Below are 20,347 nucleotides of genomic sequence, written 5' to 3'. Positions count from 1 at the left end.
AAAATTTTTGGATTCGAACTAGGACTAGAAGTACATGCGCGCGTAGGCGTAGCCAGCTTCAGGCGCTTCACCGAAACGGCCTTCCAGAGACAGGACGATGTCTTTGGCCGGACGGTAGTTGAAGCCGATGCTGCCCCAGCGGCGGTCTTTGCCGTACTCGGGTGGTTGCTCGCTGTAGTCGAAGTTCGGGCCAATCAGATCCCAGCCTTCGTACTCCTCGTGGTTGGCAGAGGCGATAACTTCCCATCTGTCACTGAGGTCGTACTTGGAGGTCAGGGTCAGGCCGTAGTTGCGGAAGGTTTCATAACCCAGGTAAACGTCACCGCTCTTGCGGGTCGCCAGGTCTTCATCTTCCAGGAAGCCGTTGAAGCCCAGGGCCAGTTTCGGCATGACCTGCAGGCGTACGCCCAGGCCAACCTGCTGTTGCTCACCGTACTTGGAGATGCCGTCGGAGCCGCCACGGGCTTCCAGGCCTACCACTACGGACAGGAAGTCGGACATCCAGCCGAAGTAGCCGTTAACGATGTCACCCTGGAGGGCGCCGCTCTTGTGCTCACCCTCGTAGGTGTAGGAAGCGCCGAAGATCAGGTGATCGAACTCAGCTTGGTACTTAACGGTGTTTTCCTGGTCGCCCGCTTCGCCGGTCTCAACGGATTTGTTGAAGGTGAAGTCGCCGAAGTGGTCGTAGTCGTCGAACGCGGTGTCGGTCAGACCGACTTCGATCCACTGCTGGTCGGTGAAGGCGTAGCCGATGTACATCTTGTCGATGGCCAGTTCAAATTCGCCATCGCCGCCCAGCCAGTTGCGGCGCTGGTAGTCGAGCTCGAGGCGGTAGGTAAATTGCTTGCGTTGACCCGTTACGCCCATAGTGGCGAAGCTGTCATCGACATAGCCTTTGGTGTCGTAAAACTCGTCGTGGTTGTAGTCTGGATTGGTGTCAATGTGACCCCCAACGCCTACCTCGCCGTAGAAGCGCAGATAGTCTCCATCGCCATTTTGATCCAAGGTCACAGCGTTAACTGCACCTGCGCCGAAAAGGGCGGCCAAGGCGATTGCAACGGTTGATTTCTTTAACATTGCGTTTACTTCCGATCAGTAATCCATCAACCCTTTTTAAGGGCTGAACTCAGGGTTAAAAATGTTTTTCAGTAGAGCTTGAGTTACATGATGTTCAAGTAGGAGGGGGGGAATTAGGCAGCGAAATCGCTTTCATCTTTGGAATGTAATTCATCAGTTAGACCCATTTTTTATTTTAAATTGCGCCCCAACTTTAACGTATTCCTGTGTGGATTTTGTTGCTAAATTACGCCAAAAGTGATCTTGATCACATTGGTGAAATATCTATTCACTTCTCATCTCAAATAATGCGGAATTATGCACAAATAATCATGGTTTAGCGAAAATAATTAGCTTCATTCTAACCGAAAATCTGTCGAATTACGTATATAAAATGCCCATATTTATTAGGGGTTAACGATATTAGCTCAAATGCAAAAAGTGAATTACAGTACCGGAATTTCAGATACGAATATCCCTCGTACCTAATATTGAGTCTGTGCGATTTTTGAACGCTCAAAGGTGGCAAAAAAGCGCCCATTCACAGATGAATGTTTCGTTTTTCTTATTTGTCTCGATTTTTGTACTGTTGTGTCGAGTGGGTCGTTGGTAGGTAAGAAGAAGAATATTTTGCCGCTTTATGGTTGCCCTAAGCTGATCTACTATTAGTCGCATCAATAATCGGCATGCGTATTGTCGGATAACCTTAATTCAGGAGCAGTAGATGGCGAAGCTCACCGTTCTGGGTAGCATCAATGTGGATCACCTGTTGCAAGTGACCGAGTTCCCACGCCCTGGTCAGACCTTAGAGGCAGACAACTATCAGACTGTGCCGGGTGGCAAGGGGGCCAACCAGGCCGTCGCGGCCGCCCGCCTGGGGGCTCAGGTAAGTATGGTGGGTTGCATCGGCGCTGATCCTATTGGCGAACAGATGAAGCTGGGGTTTGCCCAGGACGGCATGGACACCAGGGCCATAGACAAGGTGTCAGGTGAAGCGACCGGTATGGCGATGATCTATGTGAATGCCCAGGGCGAGAACAACATCGGTATCTGGCCGGGCGCCAATGGGGCGCTCTCGGTGGAGCGAGTGAGATCTCATCAGGGGATGATTGAGGGGGCCGATCTGTTGCTGATCCAGCTGGAGACGCCATTAGATAGCCTGGTGGAAGCGGCGCGTCTGGCCAAGGCCGCAGGCACCAAGGTGGTGCTCAATCCGGCCCCGGCCAAGGCGTTGCCGGATACTCTGCTGACCAACGTTGACATCATTACCCCCAATGAAACGGAGGTGGAGCAACTCACCGGCATTGCCGTAGAGAATGATGAATCCGCGGCTGCGGCGGCACAGTGCCTCCACGACAAGTTTGGTATCGAGATGGTGATCATCACTCTGGGTAAGCGGGGTGTATGGTTAAGCCACCAGGGACGCCAGCATCGGGTGCCTGGATTTGAGGTGGATGTCGTGGATACCACGGCGGCAGGGGACACTTTTAATGGCGGCTTTGTGACCGCACTGCTTGAGGGGCAATCGGTCGATGATGCCTTGCGGTTTGGTCAGGCGGCTGCCGCACTGTCGGTGACCCGCCTGGGTGCGCAAAGCTCCATTCCCAGCAGAGAGGAGACTCAGGCACTGATTGCCAGCCAGGGATAATCCGGCCTGCAGAGATGAAAGAGGGACGCCATGGCGTCCCTCTCTATTTGAGCCGGTTCCTCAGAGAGCGAAGACGACCTTCTCACTCTTTAGCGCTCTGGCATTGGCCCAGACCAGCAATAGGGTTAGCGCCAGAGTGGTCAGTGTGCTGACGGCAAGCTCCGCTGCGGGCACAGCCTGGCCTTTGATCATCTCGGTGATCGCCAGCTGTTGCCCGGAGATGGGCAACCACTTCAGTACATCCCCGAACAGTTCAAACGTGGGCAGCATGATCAGTGCCATAGGAATGAACAGCAGCAGGGTCAGATAGGACTGAGCCTCTTTGAATGACTTGGCAAAGAAGGAGAAGAACAGCTGGGCTGTGGCAGCAAACAGGGCGATGGGCAGACAGATGATGATGATCAGACCAGCAATGGCAGGGGTGAACTTCAGGCTGAAGCCCAACTCATGCCAGGGAACTTGGGCAAAGACCAATACCGACACCACCATGGTCAGCAGCAACCCGAACAGGGCAAAGCAGGTGACGGCCAGCCCTTTAGCCAGAACGATTTCCAGAGTGGAGACTGGCTGACACAGCAGCAGGGCCAGAGAGTTGCGCTCTCTCTCTCCCGCACTGGTGTCGATGGCCACGTTCATGCCGGAAATAAACAGCGACAGCAGAATAGAGAGCAGCACCGCGCCCATGATCAGGCTGGCCTTGGATTCATTGGTCGCCTTGTCATGAAACACCAGCTCCACAGGGGCAATGACCTTGGGGTTGATGCCTCGGGCCACCAACCTCAGTGCGGCCATCTCGCTGGAATAGGCGTGAATCACCTGTTTAATTTGTCCCAGAGGCTGGGTGAGCTCCTTGCGAGAGCCATCGGCGGTCAGGATCACCTCGGCAGGCTCGCCACGGCTCATCTGCGCCGCATAGCCTGGCGGAATGGTCAGGGTGATGGCCAGAGGATCCTGACGCTCTTCCACAATGCCCACCGCACCCAGGAAGCGCACCAGATCCGGGGCATGTTCCGCACCTTCGATGCTGATGGGAATATCCTGCTTCTCCGAGATGTCGCTGATGGTGATCATAAAGATTCCGGCAAACACCAAGGGGGTGGTCAGTGCGTAGGACATGGCCGCCATCACCGAGCGGCGATCGCGAATGCCGTCTTTCAGCTCCTTGATGAGGATGGTGAGAATGCGTGAGATCATGCGGCTATCCCCTCATCTGTGCCGATCAGTTGGATAAAGGCCTCTTCCAGAGAGCTTTGCCCGGTCAGTCGACACAACTCCTCAGGACTGCCCTGGGCCACCAGTTTGCCTTTGGCGATGACAATCACCTGGTCGCAGAGGGCGGCGACCTCCTGCATGACGTGGCTGGAAAAAAGCACGCAGTGGCCCTGATCTCGCAGATCGCTGAGGGTCTGGCGCAGGATGCGGGTGCTCATCACATCCAGGCCCCGTGAGGGTTCATCCAGAATGATGTTGTTGGGCCTATGGACTATGGCCTGGGCCAGGGCGGTTTTCATTCTTTGCCCCTGGGAGAAACCCTTGCAGCGCCGGTCGGCGATCTCCTGCATGTGCATCTTCACCAGCACCTCTTCTGTGGCTTGGGCAGCCTCGGCTTTGGACATGCCGTTCATGGTGGCGAAGTAGTGAATGTACTCTCTGGGCGTCAGGCGCTCATAGAGACCGAAAGGATCGGGAAACAGACCCAGTTGTCGCTTGCTCTCCAGCATCTGGTTCTGCACATCCAGGCCGTTGACCAGTGCCCGGCCTTCGTCCGCCTTAAGCAGGCCGAACAGGGTGCGCAGTGCCGTGGTCTTGCCGGCGCCATTGGGTCCCAGAAGACCGGTGATCTGGCCGTCTTCAGCCTTAAAGCTGAGCCCGTTCAGCGCCTGGACATCTCCGATGCGCTTTTTCAAATCTTGTACTTCGATCATTTCGACCTCGTCACCGGCTCGACGCCGTTGGCATTGAGATAAAAGGCCCTGCGGGTGTCCATCTGCAGACAGTCAGTGTCCAGGTTCTCCAGCGAGCCAGAGTCGATGAAGGCCCGGATGATTCTTGGGGCGCAGCTCTGAAAGGCCACGCCATGGGTGGCGTAGGGCGCGATGAGGTGCAGGCTGTTGCTCAGGCCTGCCTGTGCCTTGATGCCCCAGGAGGGTGGGGTGGCCGGATCCTTTTCTCCTGAGAGCAGCAGTGTCGGGATCTCACTGGTTAAAGGCGTGCCAAACTCAGCGGCCGCTGCCGGCATCTGCCACAGCTCGCAGGCGGCGGAGAACAGGTTGACCATGTTCCTGCCGGTCAAAGAGGCGCTGGAGAGTCGCTGGGCCTCATCGTCTGTTAGCCTGGGGTGATCCTCGGCGCAGATCACCGACAGATGCATCCCCAGAGCGATGCCAAACCCATCCTCTTCTGAGGTCATCTGCATCCCAAGCAGAGGCTTGAAGTTGTCACGCCACGCCTGATCAATGGTGTAAGGGACCAGGGCCCGGCTGGAGGGGGAGTAGAGAGCCATACGCATTGCGCTCTGCAGCTTGGTCGGGGTCACCAGGAAGGTGGCCGGGGCGGCACTGAGCGGGTCGGTGACCTGCAGTTCAACCGGCTTTTCCGCCAGTCTGCTCAGCACGGAATCCAGTTTCTGTTCGAGGTCACCGAACTGCTGATGGCAGTGAGGATCCTGACGGCAGTCGTTGAACAGCTGAACGCTGGCCCTGGCCACCGCATCGGCGATGGTGACCACTGGCTGGTCCATGGGCACGACTCCGTCCAGGGTAACGGTTCCAACCGCCTCTGGATGGTGGCGCATGTAGAGCTGGGCCATGCGGCTGCCATAGGAGATGCCATAGAGGTGCCAGCGGCTAATTCCCAGATGCTGGCGTATCTCTTCGAAGTCGTTAAGGGCGGTGAGGCTGTCATAGTGGCGCACATCGGCCTCGATGGAGCTCAGGCACTGATTGAGCAACTGCTGGTAGTCGAGGGTTTCATCGTTGGTAGAGAGGGGACTGTCAAACAGGTGTGTGTCGCAGTTGAGCAGGTTTGAGCGCCCGGTACCCCGCTGGTCGATGAGAATCAGATCGCGCTTCTGACGGATTCGGCTGAATACCTTCTCAAACAGTGCCGCGTCGTTGAGGGCTGATTGGCCGGGGCCTCCGGTAATGGCCAGCAGAGGTGCCATGTCAGGGACCTGCTTAATGGCCGGGATGCGGGCAAAGTGCACCTCAATCTGATGACCGTTTGGCTGGGTGTAGTCTTCGGGCAGGGACAGGCTGCCGCACTCTACCTGTTCGTTCATTCCGTCCAGATAGCATGGGCTCAGGGCGGCAGGCTGGGCCTGAACCAATCCGGCAATGAGCGGGGCCGCTGCCAGCAACAGGGCTCGGCAACGGACTGGGGAGAAGATCATCAAAGATTCCTTGAAAGTTTGCAGTCCAATCACGGGTGGATGTTGGGGAAAAGTTAAAGTAATGAGGCTGGCCAGGTAAGTCAAACTCCATGAAGGCGCATAATGTAATGAACTGTTTTGATTAAATAATATTCCTGAACTTTCCGACCAATATTGACAGGTGCGGCAGATTGTCGCACTTGGTCACTCTTGACTTGATGGCGCGTTGGCAGAGGGTAACAATGGCTTCAGGTGGTGACACGTCAGGTAAGGCACCACCCTCCTGCAACAAGGATATTCTCTGTGTTGGCCGGCCATCAGCGATGGGCCGGCTTTTTTTGTAGCTTACGTTGCAGGGTCCGGCGGTGCATACCCAGGGCTCGGGCGGTGGCCGAGACGTTGCCATCGTGGGCATTGAGCGCCTGCTGGATGTGTTCCCACTCCAGCCGCTCTGGTGACATCACCTCTTCAGCGTCCAGTTCGGCCTCCGACGGGCTCTCTTCATTAAGAGCTTTGAGCAAGGTGTGGGTATCGGCGGGCTTGGCCAGATAGTGATCCGCGCCCAGTTTTATCGCCTCGACTGCCGTGGCGATGCTGGCAAAGCCGGTCAGCAGCACGATCCTGGCATCAGGCAGCGTCTTTCTCAGGGGGGTAAGCAGTTCCAGGCCGCTTTCGGTTGCCAGTTTCATGTCCAGCAACAGGTGGCTGGGGTGCCACTGTCTGGCGCACAGCAGGGCATCGGTGGCGTTGTGTGTCACCTGGGTATCGAACCCCTGTTTGGCCATTCGTCTGGAGAGAATTGCCGCAAAGGCTTGATCATCTTCCACTATCAGCAAACGCTTCATTCTCTTGCTCCAGTTTCAGGGTGACCCGTGCCAGGGCGCCCCCCTCGGGGTGATTGGACAGGGTCAGGTGGCCGCCGAGACGCTCGAATGTGGCGTTGGAGAGCATCAGTGCCATTCCCAGGCCGGATTCACTCTTTTGCAACCCGTCTCCCAGGTGGGCCAGGTTGTGCTCTTCTATGCCGGGACCAAAGTCTCTCAGGGTCAGACTTAGGGTCTCGCCCATCACCAGGCAGCTCAGTTCCAGACGGTTTGTTCCCTTGGCTTCATTGGCCTGAACCGCATTTTGAACCAGGTTGAGCAGGGCGGGAAGCAGCATGGCATCACAGACAATGGAGCCTGGATGTTGGGTCTGACGGTAGTCCAGAGTCTGCTCAGGAAAATGAAGTAACACCGCATCGGTCAGCTCCGACAGCAGTTCGTTGACGGTCATCCTCTCTGAGCGGCCCTCCCGAATGGCTTGTGCCAGGGTTCGAAAGTATTCCAGGTGCTTGGAAGTTTGAGCCAGTGGCTGAGCCATCTCCTCGATAACCGGTTCATTGGGGTAGCCCTCCCTGAGTTCGTCAAACAACAGTTGCAGGTGACCCAGGGGCGTAGCCAATTGATGCGTCACCTGGGCGGATGCGCTGCCCAGAGCCAGCAGCTGCTCCTGACGCAACTGCTCTTCCCGCTGTTGAGCCATCATTCTTTCCCTGTCGGCGATCATCTTGGCCATGGCTCCCACCACTAGGGCGATCACCAGGGCAGAGATAAAGAAGTTGGCGCCCATAAAGATGAAGTGCTGCTTCATATCCATCATGTGCATGGCGTGTTCAGGCATGGTGAGCAGCAGATAGCTGTAGGCCGCCATGGCCAGCAAGGTGACCACGGCCAGCAGCTGTACGCTCAGGCTGACGCCGGCAAAGACGATGGGCAGCAGCAGCAGAGAGACGAAGGCGTTGGTTGCCCCCCCAGTGCTATTGAGTATCAGGGCCAGAAACAGCAGGTCACCGAGCACCTGACCCAGCATGGCAGGTGTGCTGATCACCGTCTTGTCGCGGTAGCGGATCAGGCTGAAGATGTGGAACACGATCATCAGGGTGATGATGGGGATCAGGGCGGGGTAGCCTATCTCCATATCGATGAAGAACTCTGCCGCAGGCAGGAGAATGGCCATGGCCGCGAGGGCAAAGGTGCGGAACACCAGCAGACGCTGAATGGCCGAGGCGCGTCTCATGTCCCACCAGTGAAACTGAGGTTGGTGCATAAGCTATTGGGAACTATCGCAAACTTCTTAATAGAGACACGCTATCATGCTCCTGGATGAACGCCAATGCACAACTGGCAATCGTGCTCGAATCCGTTGGTGCTGATGCATTGAAATTGGAAGGGGAATATTCCGGTCTTTGTTACCACCGCTTTGCTTAAGATAAGGACGCCGTTATGCCAATACGCGCCATGACTCTGACTGTTAGCCATCTGCTGGCCCTGGTGGTTGGCATCGCTCTGGGCATCTACCTTTTGCCCATTTTAAGTCAGCCTGCCCCGGCGCCCGAGAGTACGTTGGCGGGGCTTCGCACTCAGGCTGAGTATCAGGGGGAGTTTCGCCGGGATCTTGAAGACAGTGATCTGCTCCATTGGGGTGAGGGTACCCTCTATCTGTCCGACAGGGGGATCACCTTAGAGGGGGAGCTGGCGCCCGGACCGGCCTATCGTCTCTATCTGTCGCCCAACTTTATTGAGACCGAGGAGGCCTTCCTTCAAAACCGCCACACCATGGTAGACGTGGGAGGGATCTCAGTATTTCGCAACTTCATGTTAACCCTGCCTGATGGGATTGAGCTCGATCGGTACACCACCGCCATTGTCTGGTGCGAGTCTTTTGACCAGTTCATTACCGCCGCGCAATATCGCCCGGGTCTATAGCCCTCGGGTGATGCGCCTCATGCCAACAGGATAAGCTGTGAGCGGCCTCACAAACAGAGGTTGCTGCTTTTTTGCCGTGGGCAGACCCATTGAATGCCCTCATCTGGTACAATGCAAATATGTCTGAAGTGATAAACTTTTCTTTATAATCATGATGTTGTCTCGTTGTAAAGGGCGTGAGGCATTCATGTTTTTGATAGGAAAAAGAAGATGAGTCTGGTCTCTGCTCTCACTGCCAATGACCTGTTCGGTTTTGCACTGGTGATGCTGGTGCTGACCTATTTGCTGGCCAGAAAGAAGGTGTCATCACCGGCAGCGTGCTCCGTGCTGGGCTTTTTTAGTGCCTTTATCCCGCCATTGGCCATAGTGTTTCTGGTTTTCCTCACCCTGAAAACCGAGTTGCCAGAGTACCGTTCCGACCGCTCTGATCTGCACCGGCAGGGGTAGCGGTTCCGCCCGACTGTCTGAGTGTGGTGCTCACCACAGGGTAAAATTCCCCCCTCTTAATCCTGAGATCTGCGTATCTCCCTGTAGCGACTATGCTGACAGTAGGGAGTACCCGACGCACGGCCCTGCTCTTTGACTGAGCACATCCGAAATCGGTGTACTTACGTTAGGTCGACCGGGCCTAAGGGCCCACAGGAGACGTTATGCCTCAGACAGTTCCCGTCCCCAAGCAGGGGCAGAAATCCCCCACCCGGACTGCGGCTTTTGCCCGTGTGATTCCCCACAACACCCTCAACTACCGCGATCCCTTCCACTGGATGCACTTGGGAGTGCGTGATTTTATTGCCGCCCCCATGGTCAGCCTGTTCTACGGCTTCTGCTTTACCATCGCCTCCATAGCGATTTGGGCTGCAGTGTTCATCCACGGCACTCATTTGGTGATTCTGCCTGCTCTGGTGGTTTTCATGTTGATTGGTCCCTTCCTGGCCACCGGCCTTTACGACGTCAGTTGGCAGCTGGAACGGGGCAAGAAGCCCAACCTATTTCACTCGGCTCGTGCCATTCGGCGTAACGGGGTGTCTGAGTGGGGCTTTGCCATTTTGCTGGCGGTGATGATGATCTTCTGGATGAGGGTTGCTGCGATGATCCACGCCCTCTATCCCGTCAATCAGAATGCGCACTTTGAACAATTCCTGCCGTTTCTGAGTCTGGGCACCCTGTTTGGCATGCTGTTTACCGTCAGTGTGTTCGCCATCTCTGCCTTCTCCATTCCGGTGATGATGGAGCGTCGGGTGGACATCATGACCGCCATCAGCACCAGCATCAGTGCGGTGTACCACAACGCCGGCGTCATGGTGGTGTGGGCGCTGATCATCTCCACCTGCGTGGTGGCGGGTTTTGCCACGGCCGGTATCGGCATGTTGGTTATCATGCCCATCCTGGGTTATGCCACCTGGCATGGTTATATTCGCACCATCAAGACCAAACGGCCTCGCCGTTTCGAGTAACACAAAAGGCCCCCGCCGCAGTGTGGGGGTCTTTACCTCCACTGTTTTTGGCCTGGTAGCGGGCGTGAATCACAGGTTGGTTTCCTCCTGTAATTTCTCCCAGTGAATGCTCCCACATCGGATTCCTATTCTTGTCCTGCATATTCGATGCAAGGATAAGATGATGATGAAAAAACAATACCTATTAATGTCTGCCGTTGCTCTCAGCCTGGTGTTGGCTGGCTGCGGCAGCGACAGCGATGATGTGACCAAACCCGAACCTCCCACGCCGCCAACGGCACCGGAGGTGATCAAACCTGACTACGTGTTTGGTGGCCCGACTGAGCAGCTCGATGGCACCATTCAAATCGCCATTGTAAAGTCCCTGGTGCCCACAGAGGGCAGCGCCAAGGAAGAGCCTGCGCATGCTCAAGGGGGCGCTTCCGGGCCTCAAGGAGTCAAGGTGATCCCCGTTGATGGTCTGGTTGAAACTAAGATGGATCAGCAGGCGGCGGATATGGGGGTGAAGATCGACTACCTGTTGCCTCCGACCGCCATCAACATGTCCGGAGTGAAGATCGACACTCTGCGTCCAGACCTGTTTCCCGAAGGCCGAGGGTCTGTGCTGGACCTGCTGATGTGGGTCGGGGAGAAGTACGGCATTGACGTGCAGATTGAGAAGGATGATGCACTCAAGACCTATTTCGTGACCGCCATTGACGGCATCGAGGGCGCCCCTGAGCGCGTTGACTCATCCCGTTTGGGTGAGACCGAAGGTCAGGGCTGGAAAGTCCTGGTGGGGCCCAGCACCTGGGAAGCCAAGGTGGGTGACGGAGATTTTAATGCAGACCATCTCTACTACAAAGAGGAGGAGATGTACTTCCGCATCGATCACATGGCGCTGAAGAATCAGATGAGCATCGTTCTGATGCCCGCCCAACCCGGTGAGATGGAGGTGCGCAAGCGCAAGTACCAGAAGGAGATGGACCGTCTGGCCGCCAATGGCGGCAAGGTGATCGTTCCGGAGATTGTCATCGATTTTAAGCCTCCCTATTACGACATGAACGGTGACCTGGTTCAGCCAGGTCAGCGGGCGGTGTTCAAGGACATCGAGGTGAAACCGCATAACCTGCGTCTGGATCTCTATCAGCCTGGGGTGCTGACCGAGCTGGATGCCTGGCTCTCCCTGGTGGAGCAGCGTCCGGACCTGAAGATCAACTGGAGCTACTGGCCGCGGCTGAGCACCAACGCCAATGTGCAGGGCTTTGTGGCCACCTCCATCAGCTTCAATGGCAAGGATGATCTGGGCAACATCATCAACCAGACCTATAAGAACAACGGCGAGTGCGGCTTCGTTCACCACACCGGTGAATGGGAGAATTACGCCGATGGCGGCGCCCAGAATGGCCTGTATGAGTATGTGATGTGCGCCGGCCGACTGGATATGCCTGGAGACTGGAACCGAGGTGCTTGCTTGGGCAAGGTGCCGGGCATCAAGGGCTTTCGTCCCCGCAATTATGGTGCAGGGGAGCTGTATGAGAATGATGGACCCACAGGATACATGAAGTTTGGCGTGCCGTTTGGCGCCAACGATCCTCACCTGACCGGCGATAACATGATCATCTACGGTCCTGAGTACATCAACTACCTGGGGGTGGCCTTCGGTGCCCTGAACACCAACAACGGTGTGCCTTCAGGCTGTGACCTGGATTCCCCCGAGATTGATATCGCCAACCTCAAGGACATTGCCCAGGCGCGGGCGCCGCTGGATGAAAGTCACTTCGGTTGGAAACTGCCGGATTGCACCACCTGCCACAACCCCTCCAACAGTCATGTGGTGGAGGCGATGGCGCCTTATGAGTGTGCAGAATGCCATGGCAACAACGGTGCGCCCACCAACCACGGCGAGCGCTATACCTGTGGCTTCTGTCACTCCCAAACCCTGGCCAAGCACGGTAATGTGTACGCCAACAAAACCGACTACTACAGCAAGGACTCCAGGTTCAAGGAGCCGGAAAGCTGTCTGACCTGCCACGTGGATGCGCAGAAGTGATCTAATCAGACATGACAACAGATGGGGGAGCCTGGCTCCCCCTGCATGGGGAGAAGATGATGGCCGCACCGTTAACCGGGCTGGTAAATCAGCAGCTTATCGATGATTTTTCCAATCGCCTGGCGGAATTTGGACTGGGCAGGTTCTACTACACCCTTTTGCCCAACCTGTTTCAGAAAGAGAAGACCTTGATGGATTGTGACCGCTCCCTGGACTGGAAGCGGTTTTTTAATTTGAAGCGGATGCGGTATGCCGTCGCATCCGATGAGGACATTCTCCTCTATCGGGAGGAGTACCTGCAACGGTTTGCCCACACTGACGGCAGCTTTCGCCAGAGTGGGTTCAAACCACAGTGGGAGTTGTTGCCCAGTATCTGGAGTGACGATGGCATACCCCCCAGGCGTCAGGCCAGTTTTCGTCAACTGAAGCATCGCCACGGCTTCGAAACTCGGTTGGTGTTTTTTCACGTGATGCCGGGCCGGGAGGATCTGCTGGGCCTGTGCATGCTGTTTTCCGACAAGCCGGCCATAGAGGTGGAGGAGATGCTGGCCTCGATAAGGCGGGAGCTGGCGGAGTTGATAGGGGCTTATTCCGAGACCTTCAATGCCCTGACGTTTCGCTGCATCAACCCTCTGGCCAACTTCGGAGTATTGTCGCCCACCTGCATACAGATTCTGGCGCAGGTTGCGGAAGGGTTTTCCAGCGAGGAGATTGGCCAGCAGCTGTTTATGACCGAGCGCGGGGTCAACTATCACCTGGACAGAGCGAGGCAGATCCTGGCAGCACGCAACCGCACCAACTTGGTGAGTAAGGCCTACCTGCAAGGGGTTTTGTGAGCTCCAAGAGATTTCGAGAGCAAAAAATGAGCACCCTAACGGGTGCTCTTTTTGTTGGTACGGTGGCTTTAAGGTCAGGCGGATTACATCCTGGCGTCAAATTTGACTGTGAACTTCCAGCGGTGAGGATCCCGGTCACACTGGGTTTAGGTACTGTTGCTGCTGCCAGTATCGACGCATGAAGACTGCTCTTATCCTTACTTGGCTTATAGCAACCAGTAAGGAAGAGATGATGAGACAAAACAAAATTTGGGCGGCACTGGCCTTGAGTGTCGTCCTGGGGGGGTGTGGCAGTGATGATACCCCCGCATCGCCCATTCCCACCCCCACTCCACCGGAAACACTACCTCCAGAAATCAATAAACCTGATTACGTCTTTGGCGGCCCGACCGAGCAGCTCGATGGCACCATCCAGATTGCCATCGTAAAGTCGTTGGTGCCTGCAGAGGGCGGCGCCAAGACAGAGCCGGCGCACGCTCAAGAAACCCTCGCCGGGCCTCAGGGGACCAAGGTGTTCCCCGGTGATGGCCTGATTCGGACCAAGATGGAGGATACCGCTTCAGCCAAGGGGATGAAGATTGAGTATCTGCTTCCGCCAACCGCCATCAACATGTCTGGAGTCAAGATCGATACCCTTCGTCCCGATCTGTTTCCTGAGGGACGTGGCTCGGTGCTCGATCTGCTGATGTGGGTCAGTGACAAGTACGGTATCGACGTTCAGATCGAAAAAGATGAGGCACTCAAGACCTACTTTGTCACCTCCATTGGCGGTATTGAGGGGGCGCCTGAAAAAGTTGATCAATCCCGCCTCGGTGCCACCGAAGGCCAGGGGTGGAAATACCTGGTGGGCCCCAGCGTTTGGGATGAAAAAATTGACGGAGGTGATCCTTTTGCTGCCATTAAAGGTGAAGAAGTCAAAAAAGGAACGGATTACAACACAGACCACCTTTACTACAAAGAGGAGGAGATCTACTTCCGCATCGACCATCTGGCGTTGAAGAACCAGATGAGCATCGTGCTAATGCCTGCTCAGCCTGGTGAGATGGAGGTGCGTAAGCGCAAGTACCAGAGGGAGATGGATCGTCTGGCGGCCAACGGTGGCAAGGTGATCGTGCCTGAGATTGTCATCGACTTTAAGCCCCCTTACTACGACATGAACGGTGAACTGGTGCAGCCGGGGCAGCGGGCGGTATTCAAGGACATTGAGGTGAAGCCGCACAACCTGCGCCTGGATCTCTATCAGCCCGGCGTGCTGACCGAGCTGGATGCCTGGCTGTCCCTGGTGGATCAGCGCCCGGATCTGAAGATCGACTGGAGTTACTGGCCGCGCCTGAGCACCAATGCCAACGTGCAGGGCTATGTGGCAACTGCCATCAGCTTCAACGGCAAGGATGATCTCGGCAACATCATCAACCAGACCTATAAGAACAACGGTGAGTGCGGTTTTGTGCACCACACCGGCGAGTGGGAGAACTACGCCGATGGTGGCGCCCAGAACGTCCTGTATGAGTTTGTGATGTGTGCCGGTCGCACGGATATGCCGGAAAACTGGAACCGGGCTGCTTGCCTGGGCAAGGTGCCGGGCATCAAAGGCTTCCGTCCTCGCAACTACGGGGCGGGGGAGCTGTATGAGAATGATGGCCCCACAGGGTATATGAAGTTTGGCATGCCCTTTGGTGCCAACGACCCTCACCTGACCGGTGACAACATGATCATCTACGGTCCCGAGTACATCAACTACCTGGGTGTGGCCTTCGGTGACATGAACACTAATAGCGGAGTGCCCTCAGGGTGTGACGCGGAATCCCCCGAGATTGATATCGCCAATCTCAAGGATATCTCCAAGGCGCGAGCCCCCTTGGATGAGAGCCACTTCGGCTGGAAACTTCCGGATTGCACCACCTGTCACGACCCCTCCAACAGCCATGTAGTGGAGGCGATGGCGCCCTATGAGTGTGCCGAGTGCCACGGCAATAACGGGGCGCCCAACAACCACGGCGAGCGTTATACCTGTGGCTTCTGTCACTCTCAAACTCTGGCCAAACACGGTAATGTGTACGCGGACAAGAACGACTACTACAGCAAGGAGTCCAATTTTAAGGAGCCGGAGAGCTGCCTGACTTGCCACGTTGACAGGTAGCGACAGGTTAAGTAGAAAGGCGTTTAGGGGAAGGGGAGACCCTTCCCATTTTTCCGAAACAGGGGATAAGGTATGCCGGCTCAGCACAGCGGTTACGTTAGCAGCCAGGTCATCAATACGTTCTTAGAAAAGCTCAGGCCTTTGGGTTTTGGGCGTTTCTACTATTGCATCCTGCCCGATGATCTTCCGAGCTTCTCCGAGAGTATAGGCCGAAACAGTAAGCTGTTCTTCGGGAACCCGAGCGGTCTTAAGAAGATGCGCTTTGCGGTTAGCTCCGATGACAAGATTCTTCAGTTCCGAGATGAGTTTCTGTATCGCTTTTCCAGGGCCGATTGCAGTTTTCTCTATTCGAGACCCTCGAGCTGCATCCATCGCCACCCCTTCTACTTTCCGGTGCGCCGCATTGACGAACGACGGCGCAGGAGCGTTGAACACCTGAAGGCCAAACACAATATCGGCGGCGCCGCGACCTTTTATCACAAGGTAGCGGGGCGGGAGGGCTGGATGGGCATCTTCCACCTGTTTTCCGAGCAGGAGGAGGTCGAGATAGAACGAAACGTGCAGAGCAGGCACCAGGAGCTGGTTGCCTTGTTGGAGGAGTACTCGTCGATCTTCAACTATTTGGCTCATCTGGATATCAACCCTATTGCCAATTTTGGGCTGTTATCCCCGACCTGTATCAAGATCCTGACCATGGTGGCAGAAGGGGACTCGAGCGAAGAGATCGGTAAGAAACTGTTTTTAACCGAACGTGGGGTCAACTACCACCTCGATCGGGCGCGGGAGATTCTAGGGGCCAGGAATCGCACCAACCTGGTCAGCAAGGCCTACCAGACCGGATTGTTGTAAAAACGGGAGCCGCCGGCTCCCGTTTTTATTTGGTGTCTCAGTCGAAGGCCAGCTTCGCCACTTCATCGAAGTGGTGAACGAAGTGGACGGTGAGTCCCTCGCGCACGTGCTCAGGCAACTCATCGAAGTCGCCCCGGCACTCTTCCGGCAGGATCGCTTCGGTGATCCCCTGGCGTTTTGCGGCGATCAGCTTTTCCCGAATGCCACCAACAGCCAGCACATAGCCATTCAGGGTGATCTCACCGGTCATCGCCAGCTTGGGCTTTGGCGGTTTCCCCAGGGCCAGGGAGAGCAGGGCGGTGGAGATGGTGATGCCTGCGCTCGGACCATCTTTGGGGGTGGCCCCCTCTGGAACGTGGAGGTGCACAAAGCGTTTGTCGAAATAGCTCTCTTCGCCGCCATACTTGCCCAGGTGGCTGCTAATGAAGCTGAAGGCGATCTCGGCCGACTCCTTCATCACCTCCCCGAGGTGTCCGGTCACCTTAAGGTTGCGGCTCTGCTGATGGATGTTGTTGACCTCCACCGGCAAAGTGGCACCGCCCATGGAGGTCCAGGCCAGCCCGGTGACTATGCCTATGCCTGCCAGGGTCTGCTCTTCGCGGAAGCGGGCCGGGCCCAGTAGCTTCGGAATTGCTTTCAGCCCCAGCGAGATGTTCTTGTCCGCATCGTTCAGCAGCTCCACCACGGATTTTCTCACCAGCTTGGCCAGAGATTTGTCCAGGCTGCGTACCCCCGCTTCCCGGCAGTAATCGCTGATCACCTTCTTCAAGGCTGGCTCGGTGATCTTCAGTTGGCTGCGCTTGATCCCGGCCCGCTTCAGCTGTCGAGGCCACAAGTGGTGTTTGGCGATGGCCAGTTTCTCTTCCGCCAGGTAACCGGACAGGTGGATCACATCCATTCGGTCCAGCAAGGGGGCGGGAATGGAGTCCAGGGTATTGGCGGTGCAGACAAACAGCACCTTGGACAGGTCCAGACGCAGGTCTAGGTAGTGATCCAGGAAATTGACGTTCTGCTCAGGATCCAGGGTTTCCAGCAGGGCAGACGCGGGATCGCCCTGGTAGCTGGCCCCCATCTTGTCGATCTCATCCAGCATGATCACCGGGTTCATCACCTCCGCTTCCTTCAGGGCCTGAACCAACTTGCCCGGCATGGCACCAATGTAGGTGCGTCGGTGCCCTTTGATCTCTGCTTCGTCCCGCATGCCGCCGACACTGAAGCGGTAGAAGGGACGGCTCAGGCATTCGGCAATGGAACGGCCGATGGAGGTTTTGCCTACGCCGGGGGGGCCCACCAGCAGGATGATGGAGCCGCTGATCTCCCCTTTAAAGGCGCCCAGAGCCAGGAACTCCAGAATGCGGTCTTTGACGTCATCCAAGCCGTCGTGGTGCTTGTTCAGCACCTTTCTGGCCTGGGCCAGATCCAGCTTGTCGGTACCTGTGATGCCCCAGGGCATCTGGGTAATCCAGTCCAGGTAGTTGCGGGTGACTCCATACTCTGGGGAGCCAGGCTCCAGCACGGAGAACTTTTGCATCTCCTCCTTGAGCTTCTTTTCCACCGCCTCTGGCAGGGTTTTGCCCTTGAGGCGGTGTTGGAACTCCTCCAGATCCGCCGTCTTGTCGTCCTTGGCCACCCCGAGTTCCCGCTGGATGATCTTGAGCTGTTCCCTGAGGAAGAATTCGCGCTCATGTTTGCTGATTTTGCGATTGACCTCTTCGGCAATCTCCGAGTGTAGGCGCGAGGCGTCCAGCTCCTTCTTCAGCAGTGCCAGGGTCTTCTGCATTCGCGGCAGCAGTTCAACGTTGTCCAGCACCTCCTGCAACAGGGGCGCCGGTGCCGTGGTGATGGCAGCGCCGAAATCGGTCAGGGGTGAAGGCTCATTGGGTCCGAAGCGGTTCAGGTAGTCTTTGAGTTCCTCGGAGAGCAGGGGGTTGATGGGGAGCATCTCCTTGATGGCGCTGATCAGCGCCATGGCGTAGGCCTTGATCTCCTTGGTCTCACCCACGGGCTCGCCTGGGTAGCTGACGTTGGCCAGATAGGGGTGCTCCTTGCGGACCCAGCTTTCTATTTGCACCCGCTCAATTCCTTCGGCAATAAACTGGATGTCGCCATCGTCAGTTTCCTTGACCTGATGGACGCGCACCATGCAGCCGGTCTTGGGCAACACTTCCGGGTTGAAGGCCTGGTCCCGGTCAAACTCCTCGCTGTAGAACAGGGCCAGCATCTGATGATCGGTCTGGCTTACCTGCTTCAGGGTTTCGCTCCAGTCACCCTGCTTGATCAGGACCGGCATCACCTGAGCCGGAAAGAAGGGGCGGTTCTGGATGGGCATAATCAACAGCTGCTTGGGGCGCTGTTCGTCCGGGACGATCAGCTCTGTGGTGCTGTGCTCTTCTTCGTTAATGAGATCAATCTCTTCGTGCTGCATAAACCCTTTCCAGCCAGAAATACTCTATCCACTGAAGATGGGGATGGAATTGGAAAAAGCAACCTGAGACAGGCAAAAACTCTCTATCGGTGGCCGTTGTTATCGTGCCCTTGCAGGAATGGGGCAAACAGCGTATCCCGGGCCCAGCGGTGGCCGGTATCCGCTTTGGCCCGTTGATGCCACAGGGCGGTGATGGTAATGGCCTCCATCGGCTGGGGGCAGGGGCGCGCGACCAGGTCGAGAGTCGCCGACGCTGTTCGAGCCAGGGATTCAGGCAACAGGGCAATCAGGTCACTGCCGGGGAGCAGTGGCAGTTGCATCTGCAGCGAGCCGGTGGTCACGGCCACCCGGCACTCCTGAAGCAGTTCGGCTGTCGGTGGGTGGCTGTGATTCAGCTGCTGGTGAACCACCAAAGGGTGCTGATTCAGCACGCCGGGGTGCCAGTCGTCCAGGGCAGGGTGAGCAGAATCCAGGACACAGACGACGGAGTCGTGCCGTAGCCGCTTTTGTATGAACCTGGGTTTGGCGCCTATGCCGGCTCCAATGAGCAGATCCAGCTCTCCATTGTCCAGGGCCTGGTTGCTGTGGCTGTCCAGAAGCGACAACTCCAGTGACATTGCCGGATGCTGAGCCCTGAGATTCTTAATTCCCCGGGCAAGGGCGCCTTCCACCATGAAATCGTGGGTGGCGATACGGTACTGGTGTATCAGCTTGCGGGGGTCCTCCTCTGACGGTGAGAGCAGGCCGTTAATTTGATCCAGCAGGGATTCCAAAGGTTGCTGCAGGGCCAGGGCTCTTGGCGTGGGATCCAGGCCAGCACCGGCGCGCACGAACAGGGGGTCGCCCAGGCTCTGGCGAAGCCTGGCCAGGGTATGGCTCATCGCCGATTGGCTCAGCTGCATTCGTTGGGCGGCGCGACTGACGCTGCGCTCTTGCAGTAGCACCCTCAGTGCCTTGAGCAGGTTGAGATCGATATTATTAATATCATGCATGATACGTATTGATGTTGGCCTATGTTATTCATGATTATCGCCGACTAGTCTGTGGGCTTCTACCCCCCCTGTTTAGGAGCCCGTTTATGGTGCTGGTAAAGAGTATTCTCACTCTGTTCTTTCTGTTGGCCGGTTCGGTAAAGCTGACCGGCTGGCTCAGACCGGTGTTCACCGTGCAATTGGATTACTTTCGAAGTTATGGGCTAAGCCGATTCATCATGGCGCTGGTGGGGCTGGCGGAGATGGGCGGCGCCGCAGCCCTGTGGCTGACCCCAGGCCTTGGGGCGCTGCTGTTGGCCTTGGTCTCCTTGGGGGCTCTGGCTTGTCACTTGAGATTTGATACCTGGAAAGAGGGGGTTCCGGCCATGGTGACTCTAACTCTGTCGTTGCTGCTCTATTGCCACCCACTGCCTCTCTGACGGGCTGAAAGACACACTCTTTGCTCTCCCTGTCTGATTGCCTGGCTCGACTAAACTTAGGAGGAGTCGGCGGATTATCTGTTTCTGCCAAAAACTGAGTCAGGCTAAAGCCACTGTTTCAAAGTGAGTTTGGCGGCTAGTCTTTGCCTACTCACGGGTCCGGGCCGGTGGTGGGCTACATTTTTACCCCTTGTGTTGCCTCGTTAGCTGTGATGGTCATCTTTTCGACGGTCAAAGAGGTGATTACCCTAAAATCTTTGGGGGTTTAGCGAAAATTTTTGTTCTCTGAGCCCCCGGGATTCCTGAATCCAAGTCATGAAGGCCAGATTGGTCTTACCTCTTGCAGTCTTTATGACTGAGATCACGGATGCACTCAGGT

General features: G+C 56.4%; 17 protein-coding genes. 9 read left to right on the top strand and 8 right to left on the bottom strand.

Translation table 11 applies throughout. The features are described from left to right. Nucleotides 1-24: 24 nt before the first annotated feature. Nucleotides 25-1,011, bottom strand: a complete 987-nt coding sequence (locus G505_RS0111235; RefSeq protein WP_245568366.1) for a porin — start codon at nt 1,009-1,011, stop codon at nt 25-27. Nucleotides 1,012-1,780: 769 nt separating this feature from the next. Between G505_RS0111235 and rbsK the strand changes: the two genes are divergently transcribed. Then, nucleotides 1,781-2,704: a ribokinase gene (gene rbsK, locus G505_RS0111230; RefSeq protein ID WP_028109640.1), complete on the top strand. Its 924-nt coding sequence runs from the start codon at nt 1,781-1,783 to the stop codon at nt 2,702-2,704. A 60-nt stretch (nt 2,705-2,764) separates the two neighbouring features. Here rbsK and G505_RS0111225 read toward each other — a convergent pair whose 3' ends face one another. The 5 genes from G505_RS0111225 to G505_RS0111205 all read right to left on the bottom strand — a co-directional run bounded on the left by G505_RS0111225 (nt 2,765) and on the right by G505_RS0111205 (nt 8,132). Then, complete coding sequence (locus tag G505_RS0111225) at nt 2,765-3,898, bottom strand: ABC transporter permease (RefSeq protein ID WP_051216108.1); 1,134 nt, start codon at nt 3,896-3,898, stop codon at nt 2,765-2,767. Continuing rightward, nucleotides 3,895-4,629, bottom strand: a complete 735-nt coding sequence (locus tag G505_RS0111220; protein WP_028109638.1) for an ABC transporter ATP-binding protein — start codon at nt 4,627-4,629, stop codon at nt 3,895-3,897. The genes G505_RS0111225 and G505_RS0111220 overlap by 4 nt, the downstream gene beginning before the upstream one ends. Further along, nucleotides 4,626-6,095: an alpha/beta hydrolase gene (locus G505_RS21355; protein WP_051216106.1), complete on the bottom strand. Its 1,470-nt coding sequence runs from the start codon at nt 6,093-6,095 to the stop codon at nt 4,626-4,628. Before G505_RS21355 ends, G505_RS0111220 begins: the two co-directional genes overlap by 4 nt. Nucleotides 6,096-6,391: 296 nt before the next feature. Further along, nucleotides 6,392-6,919, bottom strand: a complete 528-nt coding sequence (locus G505_RS0111210) for a response regulator transcription factor (protein WP_028109637.1) — start codon at nt 6,917-6,919, stop codon at nt 6,392-6,394. Beyond that, nucleotides 6,891-8,132: an ATP-binding protein gene (locus tag G505_RS0111205; protein ID WP_028109636.1), complete on the bottom strand. Its 1,242-nt coding sequence runs from the start codon at nt 8,130-8,132 to the stop codon at nt 6,891-6,893. The genes G505_RS0111210 and G505_RS0111205 overlap by 29 nt, the downstream gene beginning before the upstream one ends. A gap of 206 nt (nt 8,133-8,338) precedes the next feature. Here G505_RS0111205 and G505_RS0111200 point away from each other — a divergent pair, with 206 nt between their 5' ends. From G505_RS0111200 to G505_RS0111170, 7 genes are all read left to right on the top strand, one after another. Next, nucleotides 8,339-8,821 (top strand): DM13 domain-containing protein, encoded by a 483-nt coding sequence (locus G505_RS0111200; protein ID WP_028109635.1) that lies wholly within the window; start codon nt 8,339-8,341, stop codon nt 8,819-8,821. A 210-nt stretch (nt 8,822-9,031) separates the two neighbouring features. Then, nucleotides 9,032-9,268: a hypothetical protein gene (locus G505_RS0111195; RefSeq protein WP_028109634.1), complete on the top strand. Its 237-nt coding sequence runs from the start codon at nt 9,032-9,034 to the stop codon at nt 9,266-9,268. A 203-nt stretch (nt 9,269-9,471) separates the two neighbouring features. Beyond that, nucleotides 9,472-10,275, top strand: a complete 804-nt coding sequence (locus G505_RS0111190; RefSeq protein ID WP_028109633.1) for a DUF2189 domain-containing protein — start codon at nt 9,472-9,474, stop codon at nt 10,273-10,275. A 163-nt stretch (nt 10,276-10,438) separates the two neighbouring features. Next, nucleotides 10,439-12,307 carry a hypothetical protein gene (locus G505_RS0111185; RefSeq protein WP_157509179.1) on the top strand — a complete coding sequence of 623 codons (1,869 nt, stop codon included), beginning with the start codon at nt 10,439-10,441 and terminating at the stop codon, nt 12,305-12,307. A 59-nt stretch (nt 12,308-12,366) separates the two neighbouring features. Beyond that, the gene (locus G505_RS0111180; protein ID WP_169628212.1) at nt 12,367-13,143 is read left to right on the top strand and encodes a helix-turn-helix transcriptional regulator; all 777 of its coding nucleotides are present in this window, start codon (nt 12,367-12,369) and stop codon (nt 13,141-13,143) included. A 232-nt stretch (nt 13,144-13,375) separates the two neighbouring features. Next, complete coding sequence (locus G505_RS0111175) at nt 13,376-15,283, top strand: hypothetical protein (RefSeq protein ID WP_028109630.1); 1,908 nt, start codon at nt 13,376-13,378, stop codon at nt 15,281-15,283. 72 nt (nt 15,284-15,355) lie between these two features. Beyond that, nucleotides 15,356-16,132: a helix-turn-helix transcriptional regulator gene (locus G505_RS0111170; protein WP_028109629.1), complete on the top strand. Its 777-nt coding sequence runs from the start codon at nt 15,356-15,358 to the stop codon at nt 16,130-16,132. Between the two features lie 37 nt (nt 16,133-16,169). Here G505_RS0111170 and lon read toward each other — a convergent pair whose 3' ends face one another. Further along, nucleotides 16,170-18,557 (bottom strand): endopeptidase La, encoded by a 2,388-nt coding sequence (gene lon / locus G505_RS0111165; protein ID WP_028109628.1) that lies wholly within the window; start codon nt 18,555-18,557, stop codon nt 16,170-16,172. An 83-nt stretch (nt 18,558-18,640) separates the two neighbouring features. Further along, nucleotides 18,641-19,549 carry a LysR family transcriptional regulator gene (locus tag G505_RS0111160; protein ID WP_028109627.1) on the bottom strand — a complete coding sequence of 303 codons (909 nt, stop codon included), beginning with the start codon at nt 19,547-19,549 and terminating at the stop codon, nt 18,641-18,643. Between the two features lie 86 nt (nt 19,550-19,635). Here G505_RS0111160 and G505_RS0111155 point away from each other — a divergent pair, with 86 nt between their 5' ends. After that, entirely contained in the window at nt 19,636-19,968 is a 333-nt protein-coding gene (locus G505_RS0111155; protein ID WP_028109626.1) for a DoxX family protein, read from the top strand. Nucleotides 19,969-20,347: the final 379 nt, after the last annotated feature.

Source organism: Ferrimonas futtsuensis DSM 18154, from assembly GCF_000422645.1.
GTDB lineage: Bacteria > Pseudomonadota > Gammaproteobacteria > Enterobacterales > Shewanellaceae > Ferrimonas > Ferrimonas futtsuensis.
This window is presented reverse-complemented; position numbering and strand designations above follow the sequence as displayed.